Source organism: Rhodococcus sp. NPDC079359 (assembly GCF_040702585.1).
Lineage (GTDB): Bacteria > Actinomycetota > Actinomycetes > Mycobacteriales > Mycobacteriaceae > Rhodococcoides.
Window position 1 is genome coordinate 1 of sequence record NZ_JBFBLH010000020.1, and the last position, 13,627, is coordinate 13,627.

The window sequence follows — 13,627 nt, forward strand, 5'->3', positions numbered from 1 at the left end:
ACTACGAAAACGAGTACCGTCATCAATGCTCGACCGCCACCTCCGACCGCGAAGTGGCTTGAACCAGGTCTCCATCAGATCCAGGACGGTTCAATGCTCCCAGTGACCGCTCCCAGTTTTCCCGCTGACCGACGCAACCCACGCCTTCTAGCCGCTCACGCTTGATTGCGTGAGCGGCTGTCAGGTGACCTCACTGTCGGGGATCAGTCGGCGGTGAAGCTCCCACGGCCAAGTCCGCAGGATTGTCAGCACTTACTTGGAGTGGTCGGTTTACGTCGGACTCACCAGATAGCGACGGTTTCAATCGAACGATTGAGAAGGCAGGTCAGAGACTCAGCAGACCGTTCAGGCGCGGGTCCAATTCACCCTCAAGCGCCTCCAACACGGTGACCGCGCGGGCCAGCGAATGGAGCAAAGCGCGGGCAGTCGTCACGGTCAGTTCCTCGCGGCCAGCGTCCACGTACAGGCGCGACACGTTGTCTGCGTCGTGCCAGGTGGTGACCTCGACAACGATGGGGTGGCCTTCCGGCTGGGTGATAGTTTCCGAGAAATGGTTGGTGCAGTTCGACACGGGTACGGCTCTTTCTTTTCGGGGTTGCGGACACAACAAACAGAGGGGCTATGTCTGGCATAACCCCTTGCGGGCTAGCGGGATTTGCAGGCGAGGCAGAGAACGCGCACAGGTGGTGCCGGGGCGGTCACGGTCACCAGATAGGCGGCGCAGCGGGCGCAATGCACGGCTACGCGCTCAGGGGTCATGCGTGCCAGCCCAATGCGAGGGCGGCGTGGCAGAGGCCTACGAATGCCGGGTAGAGGCTGAGGCCGGCGAGGATGGTGCAGACGTACGCGCGGCTGTAGGCGCTGTCAGTGGATACAGATATGCTGCGATGACGGCTCACGACGGTTCCTGTCCGTTGTTGCGCTGAGGTCCGCACGAGAGCTGCAACTCTCAACCGGGCCGCACTGCGTTCGAGTGCAGCCCCTATCGTTCAGTGTCGTTCTTGAACTTCTCCACGTGGGACGGAGTCAACGGAATCTATCTGGAGGATCTCTACGTGCAACCCGCCGCGCGGGGAGAAGGCTTCGGAACTGCACTGCTCGCCGCGTTGGCCGCCGAATGCGTCGATCGGCAGTACACGCGGTTGGCCTGGTCGGTTCTGGACTGGAACACCCCGTCGATCGGCTTCTACCGATCGCTCGGGGCAGAGCCACAGGACGAGTGGACCACGTTCCGCCTGACCGAGGATGCATTGGTCGAGTTGGCCATCCAGGCGCGTTGAAGCGACTACGTCATCGGAAGTCGTCGTCGACGTCGCTGTATTCGGCGGCCATCCACCGAGAGGACGGCGGGCTGAACAGCAAGACGAGCACGCCGACGACCACGACTCCGAGGGCGACGCCGTAGACGGTCTGATGCGATCCGGTCAACAGCGACCACACGACGGGCAGCAGCAACAGCTGTACGACCGTGGCGATGGATCGTCCCCAGCGTTTTCCGAGGACCAGGGCAACGCCTGCGGCTCCGACTCCGATGCCCAGGACGCCGAACCATCCCGCGGTGCCGTACCCGTTGGCCACTGCGTTCTCCCCCTCTCCGGAGAACGCTCGGACGAGTAGGACTATCGCGGCCACCAACGACGCCACGCCCTGCGCTGCGACGAGCGCCCCGGCGGATCGAAACGTGGCCGGCGGGGTGAGGTTCTCGGGTGAGGTGGACACGCGACCAGCCTAGGCAACCGGGAGTGGAGCATGCGGAACGACCCAGGGGCGGGAGTGGAGCCTGCGGAACGACCCAGGTGACCGGAGTGGAGCCTGCGGAACGACCCAGGTGACCGGAGTGGAGCGTGCGGAACGACCCGGTTAGTGTCATTGCTCGTGCGTGCGCTGCTGATCGTCAATCCCAATGCGACTTCTACGACTGCTGCGGCTCGGGATCTGTTGGCTCATGCATTGTCGAGTCGGGTGCGGGTGACGGTTGCGCAGACGACTCATCGTGATCATGCGTCGGAGCTGGCTCGGGGTGCCCGTGAGGACGGGATGGGTTTGGTGATCGTTCACGGTGGCGACGGGACGGTCAACGAGGTGATCAACGGTTTGCTCGGGGTGCCGTTGCCGACGTCGATGCAGGCGGTGACGATCGGTGCGATTCCGCCGATCGCGGTCGTTCCTGGCGGTAGTGCGAATGTGTTCGCTCGTTCGTTGGGTATCGAGGCGGATCCGGTGGCGGCGACGAATCAGTTGATCGGGCTGCTCGATGCACGGGCGCGGCGGACGATCGGGTTGGGGCATTGCGACAATCGCTGGTTCACTTTCAACGCGGGTATGGGTCTGGATGCCGATGTGTGTCGGGCGATCGATGCCGGCCGTAAGGACGGCAAGCCGGTGTCTGCGACGCGGTATCTGCGGTCGGCTGTGCAGGAGTTCTTCAAGCACAAGCGGCAGCCGGCTCGGTTGACGGTGGAGGTTCCGGGTCGGGATCCGTTCGAGGGAGTCCACTATGCGTTCGTGTCGAATTCGAGTCCGTGGACTTATTTGAACCAGAGGCCGGTGCACACCAATCCGGGTACCGGTTTCGATTCGGGTCTCGGAGTGTTCGGCATGCGCTCGACTGCGTTGTTCCCTACGTTGCGGGTCTCTCGCCAGCTGCTTGCCAAAGGTGCAGAACCGAAGTCTCGCAAGCTGATTCGTATCGACGATGTACCGAGCGTCCGTATTTCCTCAGCAGAACCGGTCGGTTTGCAGATGGACGGCGACTACCTGGGCGAACGCACCGAGGCCGAGTTCTTCTCCACTCCCGACGCGCTGCAGGTGGTTGCGCCGAGCATGTGAGGGGCCGCGTGTGCCGAGTACCACTGAGGCGCAGAGCGCACTTTCTGTGAAATCACGAGCGAAATCTGTTCACTCGGGGTACAAAGGAGCGCAGAAGGCTAAAGCGAGCCTAACAGAGTGAGCTTGACCACGGTCACGCGCGTACCCCTTGACTTCACCTGAGTTCGTGAAAGCATTCACAAGCAACAGTGCGGAAACATTGGTTACCCACTCGTGAACAGAAGAGAAACGAAACGGCGCTTCGGCGCCCGGTAAGGAGCAGAGGATGGACTGGCGCCACAAGGCAATTTGTCGCGATGAAGATCCGGAACTATTTTTCCCGGTGGGAAACAGTGGTCCGGCGCTCGCGCAGATCGCCGATGCCAAAGTCGTCTGTACTCGGTGCCCCGTCACCGCTGAATGCCTGTCCTGGGCACTCGAATCCGGCCAGGACGCAGGAGTATGGGGCGCAATGAGTGAAGACGAGCGCCGTGCACTCAAGCGACGCAACGCACGTACGCGCGCACGCAGCTCCGTCTAGGACGCGAAACCAGCACACGCTCGAGGCCCGGTATCCGCTGTAGCGGATACCGGGCTTTCTGCGTTCCACGGGCCTCCAGGGTCCCTCTGGCGGTCGACGAGCCCGTTACGCACTGTTCACCGAACGTGCATCAGGGCCTGGGCACACGCCGTCCCAGAGGAACCCTCAGCATCGCGTCGGTTCCCCCACCCGCCGCGGGATGCAGACCCAGCGATCCGTTCAGCTCCACCGAGACCAGAGTGCGCACGATCTGCAGCCCGAGGCCGTCCGAGCGTTCCAGCGAGAACCCGGTGGGCAAACCGCGCCCGTCGTCGTGGATGACAACATCCAGCCATTTCGCGGATCGGTCGGCTCCGATTCGGACGACACCGGCCGACCCGGCGTCGAATCCATGCTCCATCGCGTTCTGCACCAGCTCTGTGAGCACCATCACCAAGGGCGTCGCGCGTTCGGCCGAGAAGACTCCGAGTTTGCCCTCGCGCACCACTCGCACCCTCGGATTGACCGTGGCGATGTCCAGCATGATCGGCACCAATCGATCGACGATCTCGTCGAGGTCCACTTCCTCGTCCACCGACATCGACAGCATTTCGTGCACGAGTGCAATGGACGTGACTCGGCGGACCGACTCGGACAACGCCGTGCGCGCTTCCTCGTTCTCGAGTCGGCGCGACTGAAGTCGGAGCAGCGCCGCCACCGTCTGCAAGTTGTTCTTCACCCGATGGTGGATCTCCCGAATGGTCGCGTCCTTGCTGAGCAGAGCACGATCGCGGCGCTTGACCTCGGTGACGTCGCGGATCAACACGGCCGCCCCGGCAGACCTTCCGCGCGGCTGCAGGGCCAGCGTGCGCACGAGAACGGTGGCACCGCGGGCATCGACCTCCATCCGGTGTCCCACGTTGCCGTTGAGCGACGACCTGATGTGATCGGCCACTTCCTGCGAGTCGAAAGGGTCGGTGACCAGCGACCGCGTGACCGACGCCAGATCCCGGCCGGACAGCTCGGTCGTCAATCCCATCCGGTGGTACGCCGAGAGGGCGTTGGGACTGGCGTAGTCCACCAGCCCCTCGGTGTCGACGCGAATGAATCCGTCGCCTGCGCGGGGGGACGAGTTCACATCGGTGCGCTCTTCGGGGGTGGGAAACGTGCCTTCGCTGATCATCAGACACAGGTCGTCGGCGCATTCTCGATACGCCACCTCGAGGGCACTCGGCGGTCGGACCTGCGCGGGATTGGTATCGCGGGTCAGCACCGCGATGACGTGCTCTCCGCAGCGCACCGGAATGCTCTCGGTTCGCGTCACCACGCCTCCGTGCACGATCTTCCGCTGCTGCAGCGCGACCATCACATCGGGGTGCTCGGATTCGGAGATCGTCGTTCCCACGATGTCGTGAGTGAAGACCGTGGGCGCGGTCGTCGGCCGGCACTGGGCCACACACAGTACGTCGGCAGTCCCACTGGACACGTCGTCCGTGCCGACCCACAGCAGCACATCGGCGAAAGACAGGTCGGCCAGCAGCTGCCACTCGCCTACGACGCGTTGGAGATGGTCCACCGCAACACCGGGGAGGTCGGTGTGCTCGGCCAGAAGGTCACTGAGGGTCGACACGAGATCTCACGTGATCGTTGCTCAGGACACGACGGCGATGAGGTCGCCCTGCTGAATGACGTCGCCCACCGCGACGTCCACCGACGTGACCGTCCCTGCGGTCTCGGCCAGCACAGGAATTTCCATCTTCATCGATTCCAGTATCACGAGGGTGTCACCGACCTCGACGGCATCGCCTCGGGCCACGACCACCTGAAACACAGTGGACACCATTTCCGCGCGAACGTCCTCGGACATCGGCGAACCCCTCTCTCACGTCACCACGAACTGCGCTGGACACCCACACGAGACCAGGCCCGTCACAGTAAGCCAATCACACGTGGGAGACTGTAGTGAACAAACGAGAGGAGCCCATCATGGGAAAGCGTGGACGTAAGAAACGTGCTCGTAAGGGCAACAAGGCCAACCACGGCAAACGTCCGAACAGCTGACGGTTTGCCACAAGCCGCGAGGGGCCGAGAAGCATGTGCTTCTCGGCCCCTCGTCGGTTGTTCGGCCCTGCGGTTATTCGGAGTCCGTCTGACGTATCAGCACTGTTCGTCGAATCTCGACACTGAGTCGTTCGCGTAGTCCGGCCGGAGCCTGATCTCCCCCGCACTTACGCGAGATGAGCCGCTTCACCTTCTCTTCGATGCCGTAGGCCTCGAAGCACGACCCGCACTCGTCGATGTGCTTCTGCAGACGGGATCGACTGGCCTCGTCGCACTCGTTGTCGAGCATGACCCATACGTCCGCGATCACCGCGGAGCAGTCGAGACGCTCGAACTGTGCGTCGCCGTCGTTCCCGCTATCGATCTTTCCGGTGCCCGTCACTGGACTACCTCCTGCTCGTGCCGGTCGACTGCGCCGTCCCGGTTGAAACCACGCTCGCGTGCAACCCCTGCCAGCAGGCCCCGCAGCTGCTTGCGTCCGCGGTGCAGACGCGACATCACCGTGCCGATGGGAGTGCCCATGATCTCGGCGATCTCCTTGTACGGGAACCCCTCGACGTCGGCGTAGTAGACAGCCATCCGAAACTCTTCGGGTAGAGACTGCAGCGCCGCCTTGATGTCGTCGTCCGGCAACGCGTCCAGAGCCTCGACCTCGGCGGAACGCAGCCCCGTCGACGTGTGTTCGGCGGTGGCGGCGAGCTGCCAGTCACTGATCTCGTCGGTCGGGTACTGAGCGGGCTGACGCTGCTTCTTGCGGTAGGAGTTGATGTAGGTGTTGGTGAGAATTCGGTACAGCCACGCCTTGAGGTTCGTGCCCTCACGGAACGACCGGAAAGCCGAGTAGGCCTTCACGAACGTCTCCTGAACCAGATCCTCGGCGTCGGCGGGGTTGCGCGTCATACGCAGAGCTGCGCCGTAGAGCTGATCGAGCATCGGCAGCGCGTCGCGCTCGAAGCGCTCGGTCAACTGCGCCTCGGTCTCGGCAGCTCTGCGCTCCGCGATCGCCTTCTCGTCGTCCACGTCAGCGACGGGATTGCTGGCTTCTGTCACGCTGATCCCTTCGATAGCTTCCACCGCCCAGGCTACCGCGCCCGAAGTCGACTTCTGCGAAGAGATCACCCCCTTCAGCGCGAGGGGACGTCCCGCGGTCAGCACTGCCATTCGTCATTCCTTCCACCTGCATTCGTATCTGTTGTTGCACAACACGGCGTCGTGCCGCCGTGTTCCCGCCCGATCGCTAGAGTCCCGTGAATGGCTGCGTCCACACCTGCTCTCGCGCTGCTCACCGCACGAAAGGTGGCGCACACCGTGCATTCGTATGACCACGACGCACGGGCGCAGTCCTACGGCGAGGAGGCGGCACAGATACTCGTCGAACGACTCGGCGTTCGGCCCGAACAGGTCTTCAAGACTCTCGTCGTCGAACGAGCGGATCGCTCGCTGGCGGTGGCGATCGTCCCGGTGACGACGACGCTCTCGCTCAAGGCCGCGGCCGCCGCGCTGTCCACCAGAAAGATCACGATGGCCGACAGGACTGCCGCCGAGCGCTCCTCCGGGTACGTCTTCGGCGGTATCTCACCTCTCGGCCAACGCAGATCCCTGCCCACCGCGATCGACGTTTCGGCCCTCGGTTTCGAGACGATTCTGTGCAGTGGAGGTCGGCGCGGACTCGAGATCGAACTCGCACCGGCCGATCTCGTCCGGCTCACAGCCGCTACATCCGCGCCCATCGCCGCGCGCTGATCCCGAATGAGAGAAGATGGACGGGTGAGCAATTGGACAGCCCCCGCCGCCGTCGCACCCATCGACGCGACAGTCACTCTGCCCGGATCGAAGTCGATCACCAATCGCGCACTGATCATCGCCTCGCTCGCCACCGGCTCGTCGACGATCACCGGTGCCCTGCGCAGCCGTGACACCGATCTCATGATCGACGCCCTGACAACCTTGGGCATCGATATCGAGGCCGCGGAGGACGACAGGACGTCGTTGCGGGTGACTCCGGCACCGCTGCGCGGAGGAGCCGTCGACTGCGGGCTGGCAGGTACCGTCATGCGCTTCGTGCCACCCCTGGCTGCGCTCGCCGCAGGCGAAGTGTCGTTCGACGGCGACGAGCAGGCACGTATCCGACCGCTCGACACGATCCTCGACGCTCTGCGCGCGGTGGGGGCCGAGATCGACGGCAGCGCGCTGCCGTTCACGATGCGTGGCACCGGTTCGCTGCGCGGCGGATCGGTCGAGATCGACGCCTCGGGCTCTTCGCAGTTCGTCTCCGGTCTGATGCTCTCCGCTGCGGCCTTCGACGAGGGAATCGAAATCCACCACATCGGCAAGCCCGTTCCGTCGATGCCGCACATCGACATGACCGTGGAGATGTTGCGGCGTGCGGGCGTCCGAGTCGATACCCCCGAGTCCGGTGGTGACGCGAACACCTGGCGGGTGCACCCAGGCCCGGTCGCGCCGATCGACTGGACCATCGAGCCGGACCTGTCCAACGCCACCCCCTTCCTCGCTGCAGCGGTGGTGACGAAAGGCAGAGTGCGCGTGCCGAATTGGCCCGAATCGACCACTCAGCCCGGCGACGCATTCCGCGAGATACTCACCCTGATGGGCGCTCGAGTCGACCTGACCGCAGGTATCCTGACCGTCGAGGGCCCGGATACGTTGCGCGGCATCGATTTCGATCTCCACGATATCGGCGAACTGACCCCAACGGTCGCGGCGCTCGCCGCATTGGCCGAGGGGCCGTCGATTCTGCGTGGCATCGCCCATCTGCGTGGCCACGAGACCGACCGACTCGCTGCACTGACAACCGAGATCGTCCGACTCGGCGGACGCGCCGTCGAGACCGACGACGGCATCCGAATCGATCCGGCACCGCTGCACGCAGGCGTCTGGCACTCCTACGCCGACCACCGGATGGCGACGGCAGGCGCGATCGTCGGACTGCGGGTACCCGGGGTCGAGGTGGACGACATCGGCACCACCGCCAAGACGCTCCCCGGCTTCGAAACGCTATGGGACGCAATGCTGTCCGCATCGACACCGAGTGGGGTCGGCTCCTGACCGCGCGCCGGTACGACGAGTCCGACGTTCGGATCCGACCGGGCAAGAGTTCGCGACCACGGACCAAGACTCGACCCGAACACAACGACGCAGAAGCAGGCATGGTCGTGTCCGTCGACCGCGGCCGATGGGGATGCGTGCTCGACGGTGACCCGGAACGGCCGGTCGTGACGATGCGCGCCCGCGAGCTGGGCCGAACTCCGATCGTGGTCGGAGACGAGGTCGGTATCGTCGGAGATCTGTCGGGCAAGGTCGACACTCTGGCTCGCATCGTGCGCGTGGCCGAGCGGCGGACGGTGTTGCGCCGCACCGCGGACGACACCGACCCGTTCGAGCGCGTCGTGGTGGCCAATGCCGACCGGCTGCTCATAGTCGCCGCGCTCGCCGACCCACCTCCTCGCACCGGCTTCGTCGAACGAGCACTCGTGGCGGCGTACGTCGGCGGACTCGAACCCGTTCTGTGCCTGACCAAGAGCGATCTGGCCGACCCCGAAGAATTCACCGCCGCCTTTGCCGATCTCGACGTACCGGTGGTGCTGGCGGGCCAGTCCGAGGACCTCACGGAGCTGACCTCGATGCTGACGAACTCGGTGACCGCGCTCATCGGACACTCGGGCGTCGGAAAGTCCACGCTCGTCAACCGGCTGGTGCCCGACGCCTATCGCGCCACGGGGGTGGTTTCGGGCGTCGGCAAGGGCCGCCACACCTCGACGCAGTCGGTGGCGCTACCGCTTCCCGGCGGCGGCTGGGTGGTGGACACTCCCGGGATCCGGTCGTTCGGACTGGCGCACATCTCCCCCGAGAACGTCGTCGCAGCGTTCTCCGACCTGGCCGACACGATCGAGAACTGCCCGCGTGGATGCACGCACCTCGGCCCGCCCGCCGATCCCGAGTGCGCGCTCGACACCCTCACCGGCGATGCTGCTCGACGTGTCGCCGCCGTGCGTCTGCTCCTCGAAGCCGTTCGAACGAACGACGCTTGGTAGCTATGGACAGGTAGGAACTCGGCAGCGGTCGAAGTCTGTGTCTGGACTCGGATGGTGACGGTGCCGCAGCCGGTCGTGCGCAGGGCCCGTGCACCTGCCGAGAGGGCACGGAATCGAGCCACCAGACCACCACCATGTGCGGCACGGTGAGCGCGAGCAGGAGGCGAAGCACCTCGGCCACCATCGTCGTCGGGTTCGGTGACGCAACGGTGAACCAGCCGAGGGCGAGCACCGCTGTCAACGCCGCCAGCGACGGCACTGCGGAAAGCCGAACCAGCCGCCAGGTCGCCGCGCGCCCCCGACCATCGCCGAGGAGTGCGGCGCAGCCGGGCTCTACCGTCAACAATCGCGCGGTGTGGCGCAGCGCGTGCCAGCAGCCGAACCAGACTGCGAAGGCCACCAGCGGTGGCGCCGCCATCCCGAGGGCACCGATGAGTACGACATCGAGCGCCACGGTTCGATGCCCCGACCGCAGGGCGGCGGCCACTGCGACGGACGCCGCAACGCACCACGTCGACACCAGTGCCATCTGAACCGGCGCAGCCGAAATGAGAACGGCCAACTCCGGCGAAACAGCTGTCGCCACTCGAAGGAGCTGATCGCCCGAACGCGCCAACGGCAACACCAGAGCACCGGAGCCCGCTACGACGATCGCAGCAGCCGGAATCCGTCGTGGCAGCCACCCGGTCAGCAACCGGGAGACCTCGAGTTCCCCCATTCCGAAATGCACCGCGCTGAACAGCACGGCCGCGACCAAGGCGATCGGACCGACCCACTCCAGCAGTGCCCATGCTGCGGCAGCCGCGCCCGCATAGACCGCGGCTACCGCCAGTAGCGGTGCACCCCCCGACAATCGCTTTGCCATCAGATGGTCGATCGCCCCGTGCGGGATCCCTGCGAGGAAAGCCACGCCCGCGACAACCAACGCCACCGGCGCGGTGATGGCGGGCAGCCCGATCAGGTGGCCGCTCGACATCACCACCGTCCCCACCACCAACCACCGCGACCATGTCGCAGCAGTCAGCAATGGGGCGGTGGTGCTTGTCGTCGAGTCGCCCGATTGTTCCGTGAGACTCACGATCGTGCGCTACGAGCCGTTCTTCCCGGCCGACGCGGGCCGAACTTCGAGCTCATTTTCCCGCGCCGCGAAATCGGGGTCATCGGCGAAGGACTTCAGGCGAGCGATCTTGTAGATCAACAGGCCGTACAGCACCTTGGCGAGGATGTCGGCGATCGAGTATCCAGCCTGCTTCGCAACCCATGCCGTGGCACCGGTGTCCGAGAAGTACAGCGGAATGATGTAAGCGATCGGGTATACACCCCAGGTGGCCAGCAGAAGAATCCTCATCCGACTGACGGTTTGGCGCACTGCCGGGGGCTGCCGGTCGAGCGAACGCGTCAGCTCTACGAAGAGCACGTAGAGGATGTACAGGAACGGGATGGTGGACAGCAATCCGAAGACGTTTCGAATGGTGTTGTCAGCACTGATCTCCCCCGGGTAACCCAGTGCGATCATCAGAGCAGACGCCGGAATCAGTCGGTAGAGTAACGAAGCCTGCAGCTTCTTGGCAAGTGCCAGAACGACGATGAGCTCGGTCAGCAGCAGCGGGACCGTGAGCAACCAGTCGACGTAGCGATACCCCTCGTTGAAGGACTCGCCCACCGCCTGAACGTACGTTCCGCGCCCACCCTGGGCGTCGGTGACGAACGCGGACTTGAAGGATTCGAAGATGCGGAAGTAGTGGTACGCAGCAATGCCACACACGATCGCAGAGATAACCAGGGCCTGGCGATACCGCGCAAGCACCCGCGGCTGAGCTGCGAGCAGAAACAGCGAACCGAACAGCTGCGCGGCGATGACCAGGGACAAAAAGTTGTACACCGTGTCGAACTGTGACTGAGTTAGTTCCTCGGGAATCATCTCTCACCTCTGAGCGCGTGATACTTACCGGACGAACTAACCGTACTGTACTGAACTATTAGTTCACTAGTGATTAATCGATCCAGAACTGGTCTTTCTGTACATCAGCTATTTTGGACGCTGCGGCGTATAGTCAGCCGCTTCACACGTGAGGCGAGGTGAAACACACATGACATCCGTACAGAAGCTCGAGCAGCTCACGGTGCCCGCCGAACCGCGGGTGGCCCGCACCCGAGCGGACGTCGCGCGTAGCGCTTTGGCGGTTCTCACCCAAGAGGGTTCGGACGCGTTGACCCACGCCCGAGTAGCCGAGATCGCCGGGTACTCCAAGACGACCCTGTACTCACATTGGCCTTCCAAAATCGACCTCGTGCTCGTCGCGCTCGATGCCCTGGGAGACATGCCTCACCACGAGGCCACCGGCGACCTGCGGAGCGACTTGATCGCCGAATTGAAATTGTTCCGCCACGCAGTGATCGAGCTGCGGCTCGATCGCGTGCTCATCGCCATGGCCCAGTGGGCGAGCGTCGAAACCGTGGGTCGACTGCGGGACGCCATCAACACCAATGCACAGCGTCCGGTCCGGCAGATGCTCGAAAAGTCCTTCCAAGGACCACGATTGGAAGCGGCCATCTCCATGCTCGCCGGCGTGGTCGCCTGCCCGTCGCTGATGTTCGACACCGTCCCGAGCGACGACGTCATCGAGGCGGCCGTGGACATGATCGTCCGCAGCGACTGACGGGCCTCCGCGCCGAAAGCCCGCGATCGGACGCAGGTCGACGACCACACCTTGCCGGCGATGATGTCATCGCGTCGATTCACCAGCTGGGCAGGCTGACCCGACAGAACGGGCAACGCCCCCGGAGGGTGTCGTTTCGGTCCGCCTACTGTTCGAGGCCATTCGAACGAACGAAGCCTGGTAGGCAACCACCCGCTTCGGGGTCGATTGCCACCAGGCTCCAATTCGGTGCAGGGCTTACGCGGCCTTACCGACCAGCCTGCGGATTCCCTTGCGCTTCTTCGTTTCTGCGATGGCGGTGCGCAAACCACGACGCTTGCCGGTTTCGGGATCGACGGTGAACAGGCCCGCCGGCGCGTCGGCCCACTTACGCTCGGACGCAGTCTCGGGAGCGTCGTCGCTGGTCGCCCTCAGGTACTTGTTCGGCAGCGACAGCTTCGCGATGGTTCGCCAGGACAGGAAGTACTGGTGAACGATCGAACCGGTCGTGTACGGCAGGTCGTACTTCTCCGCCAGTTCGAGCACTCGAACCTTGATCTCCCGCAGGCGGTTGCTGGGGAGGTCCGGGAACAGGTGGTGCTCGATCTGGTAGCAGAGGTTGCCGCTCATGAACTCCATGACGGGACCGGCATTGAAGTTCGCGCTGCCGAGCATCTGACGCAGGTACCACTGCCCCTGCGTCTCACCCTCCATGTCGGACTTGGTGAACTTCTCCGCACCGTCAGGGAAGTGGCCACAGAAGATGACGGTGTTGGTCCACACGTTGCGCATCATGTTGGCGACGATGTTCGCCGTCAACGTGCTCTTCCAGGCAGGTCCGGTCAGCAACGGGTGCAGGATGTAGTCCTTGCCGATCTGCTTGCCGACCTTCTCGAGCACCTCGCGCCGCTTCTGCTCGAATTCCTCGCGCGGCACTCGACCCTTGGCGACCTTGCCCAATTCGAGGTGCTGAAGCGCCACTCCGTACTCGAAGAACAACTGCAACAGCAGGTTGTAGACGGGGTTGCCGATGTTGAATGGCTTCCACCGCTGATCGCGGGTGACGCGGAGCAGACCGTAGCCGACGTCGTCGTCCATGCCGAGCACGTTGGTGTACTTGTGGTGGATGTAGTTGTGCGTCTGCTTCCAGTGAGCCGACGGGCCCGTGTTGTCCCACTCCCACGACGTGGAGTGGATCTCCGGGTCGTTCATCCAGTCCCACTGGCCGTGCATGACGTTGTGGCCGAGCTCCATGTTCTCGATGATCTTCGCGACCCCGAGCATGGCGGTGCCGACCAGCCAAGCGGGACGCTTGCGGCTGGCGAAAAGCACGGCCCGGCCACCGATGTCGAGGGATCGCTGCAGACGGATCGTGTTCTTGACGTACCGGGCGTCGCGTTCGCCGCGGGACGCTTCGATGTCACGTCGGATGGAGTCGAGCTCGTGGCCCAACGCCTCGATGTCGGCATCGGTCAGATGCGCGTATTCTTTGACGTCCGTAATCGCCATGGGATACAACCTCCTGGCAGTCGTGAACACACAGCTCG

The 13,627-nt window shown here is 64.1% G+C and carries 16 protein-coding genes and 1 pseudogene; 7 read left to right on the top strand and 10 right to left on the bottom strand.

Annotation, left to right across the window (positions count from 1 at the left end; translation table 11 throughout):
- Nucleotides 1–325 precede the first annotated feature (325 nt).
- Nucleotides 326–571, bottom strand: coding sequence for a hypothetical protein (locus AB0362_RS25970; protein ID WP_317808796.1), 246 nt, complete (start codon nt 569–571; stop codon nt 326–328).
- A 184-nt stretch (nt 572–755) separates the two neighbouring features.
- The gene (locus AB0362_RS25975; RefSeq protein ID WP_366236295.1) at nt 756–899 is read right to left on the bottom strand and encodes a hypothetical protein; all 144 of its coding nucleotides are present in this window, start codon (nt 897–899) and stop codon (nt 756–758) included.
- 90 nt (nt 900–989) lie between these two features.
- Here AB0362_RS25975 and AB0362_RS25980 point away from each other — a divergent pair.
- Nucleotides 990–1,280: pseudogene (locus AB0362_RS25980) on the top strand (GNAT family N-acetyltransferase); the annotation flags it as partial.
- A gap of 10 nt (nt 1,281–1,290) precedes the next feature.
- Here AB0362_RS25980 and AB0362_RS25985 read toward each other — a convergent pair.
- Nucleotides 1,291–1,719 carry a hypothetical protein gene (locus tag AB0362_RS25985; RefSeq protein ID WP_149405464.1) on the bottom strand — a complete coding sequence of 143 codons (429 nt, stop codon included), beginning with the start codon at nt 1,717–1,719 and terminating at the stop codon, nt 1,291–1,293.
- Between the two features lie 156 nt (nt 1,720–1,875).
- Between AB0362_RS25985 and AB0362_RS25990 the strand changes: the two genes are divergently transcribed.
- Nucleotides 1,876–2,829 carry a diacylglycerol kinase family protein gene (locus AB0362_RS25990; RefSeq protein WP_068045641.1) on the top strand — a complete coding sequence of 318 codons (954 nt, stop codon included), beginning with the start codon at nt 1,876–1,878 and terminating at the stop codon, nt 2,827–2,829.
- A 265-nt stretch (nt 2,830–3,094) separates the two neighbouring features.
- The gene (locus AB0362_RS25995) at nt 3,095–3,349 is read left to right on the top strand and encodes a WhiB family transcriptional regulator (RefSeq protein ID WP_032366305.1); all 255 of its coding nucleotides are present in this window, start codon (nt 3,095–3,097) and stop codon (nt 3,347–3,349) included.
- 130 nt (nt 3,350–3,479) lie between these two features.
- Here AB0362_RS25995 and AB0362_RS26000 read toward each other — a convergent pair whose 3' ends face one another.
- The 4 genes from AB0362_RS26000 to AB0362_RS26015 all read right to left on the bottom strand — a co-directional run bounded on the left by AB0362_RS26000 (nt 3,480) and on the right by AB0362_RS26015 (nt 6,550).
- Nucleotides 3,480–4,958, bottom strand: coding sequence for a sensor histidine kinase (locus tag AB0362_RS26000; protein ID WP_317808795.1), 1,479 nt, complete (start codon nt 4,956–4,958; stop codon nt 3,480–3,482).
- A gap of 21 nt (nt 4,959–4,979) precedes the next feature.
- A complete protein-coding gene (locus tag AB0362_RS26005; RefSeq protein ID WP_008717734.1) occupies nt 4,980–5,195 on the bottom strand; it encodes a biotin/lipoyl-binding carrier protein in 216 nt (71 codons plus the stop codon).
- Nucleotides 5,196–5,462: 267 nt separating this feature from the next.
- Nucleotides 5,463–5,771 carry a mycothiol system anti-sigma-R factor gene (gene rsrA, locus AB0362_RS26010; RefSeq protein ID WP_262498294.1) on the bottom strand — a complete coding sequence of 103 codons (309 nt, stop codon included), beginning with the start codon at nt 5,769–5,771 and terminating at the stop codon, nt 5,463–5,465.
- Nucleotides 5,768–6,550, bottom strand: a complete 783-nt coding sequence (locus AB0362_RS26015) for a sigma-70 family RNA polymerase sigma factor (protein ID WP_094642309.1) — start codon at nt 6,548–6,550, stop codon at nt 5,768–5,770. The genes rsrA and AB0362_RS26015 overlap by 4 nt, the downstream gene beginning before the upstream one ends.
- 90 nt (nt 6,551–6,640) lie before the next feature.
- On the opposite strand from AB0362_RS26015, the gene ybaK reads away from it, so the two are divergent.
- From ybaK to rsgA, 3 genes are read left to right on the top strand one after another with little or no spacing between them, the layout of a single operon-like run.
- The gene (gene ybaK, locus AB0362_RS26020) at nt 6,641–7,132 is read left to right on the top strand and encodes a Cys-tRNA(Pro) deacylase (RefSeq protein WP_149405463.1); all 492 of its coding nucleotides are present in this window, start codon (nt 6,641–6,643) and stop codon (nt 7,130–7,132) included.
- A gap of 6 nt (nt 7,133–7,138) precedes the next feature.
- The gene (gene aroA, locus AB0362_RS26025) at nt 7,139–8,455 is read left to right on the top strand and encodes a 3-phosphoshikimate 1-carboxyvinyltransferase (RefSeq protein ID WP_317784091.1); all 1,317 of its coding nucleotides are present in this window, start codon (nt 7,139–7,141) and stop codon (nt 8,453–8,455) included.
- Complete coding sequence (rsgA, locus tag AB0362_RS26030) at nt 8,407–9,441, top strand: ribosome small subunit-dependent GTPase A (protein WP_317784090.1); 1,035 nt, start codon at nt 8,407–8,409, stop codon at nt 9,439–9,441. Before aroA ends, rsgA begins: the two co-directional genes overlap by 49 nt.
- On the opposite strand, the gene AB0362_RS26035 is transcribed toward rsgA, so the two are convergent.
- Both AB0362_RS26035 and AB0362_RS26040 read right to left on the bottom strand, forming a co-directional pair.
- On the bottom strand, nt 9,365–10,519 hold the full coding sequence (locus AB0362_RS26035) for a Brp/Blh family beta-carotene 15,15'-dioxygenase (protein WP_317808793.1): 1,155 nt from the start codon (nt 10,517–10,519) through the stop codon (nt 9,365–9,367). The genes rsgA and AB0362_RS26035 overlap by 77 nt on opposite strands.
- A 9-nt stretch (nt 10,520–10,528) precedes the next feature.
- On the bottom strand, nt 10,529–11,323 hold the full coding sequence (locus tag AB0362_RS26040) for a bacteriorhodopsin-like (protein WP_223145633.1): 795 nt from the start codon (nt 11,321–11,323) through the stop codon (nt 10,529–10,531).
- Between the two features lie 208 nt (nt 11,324–11,531).
- On the opposite strand from AB0362_RS26040, the gene AB0362_RS26045 reads away from it, so the two are divergent.
- Nucleotides 11,532–12,101 carry a TetR/AcrR family transcriptional regulator gene (locus AB0362_RS26045; protein WP_149405458.1) on the top strand — a complete coding sequence of 190 codons (570 nt, stop codon included), beginning with the start codon at nt 11,532–11,534 and terminating at the stop codon, nt 12,099–12,101.
- A gap of 237 nt (nt 12,102–12,338) precedes the next feature.
- Here the strand turns inward: AB0362_RS26045 and AB0362_RS26050 are convergent, their stop codons facing one another.
- Entirely contained in the window at nt 12,339–13,589 is a 1,251-nt protein-coding gene (locus AB0362_RS26050; protein WP_283347038.1) for a fatty acid desaturase, read from the bottom strand.
- Between the last annotated feature and the right edge of the window lie 38 nt (nt 13,590–13,627).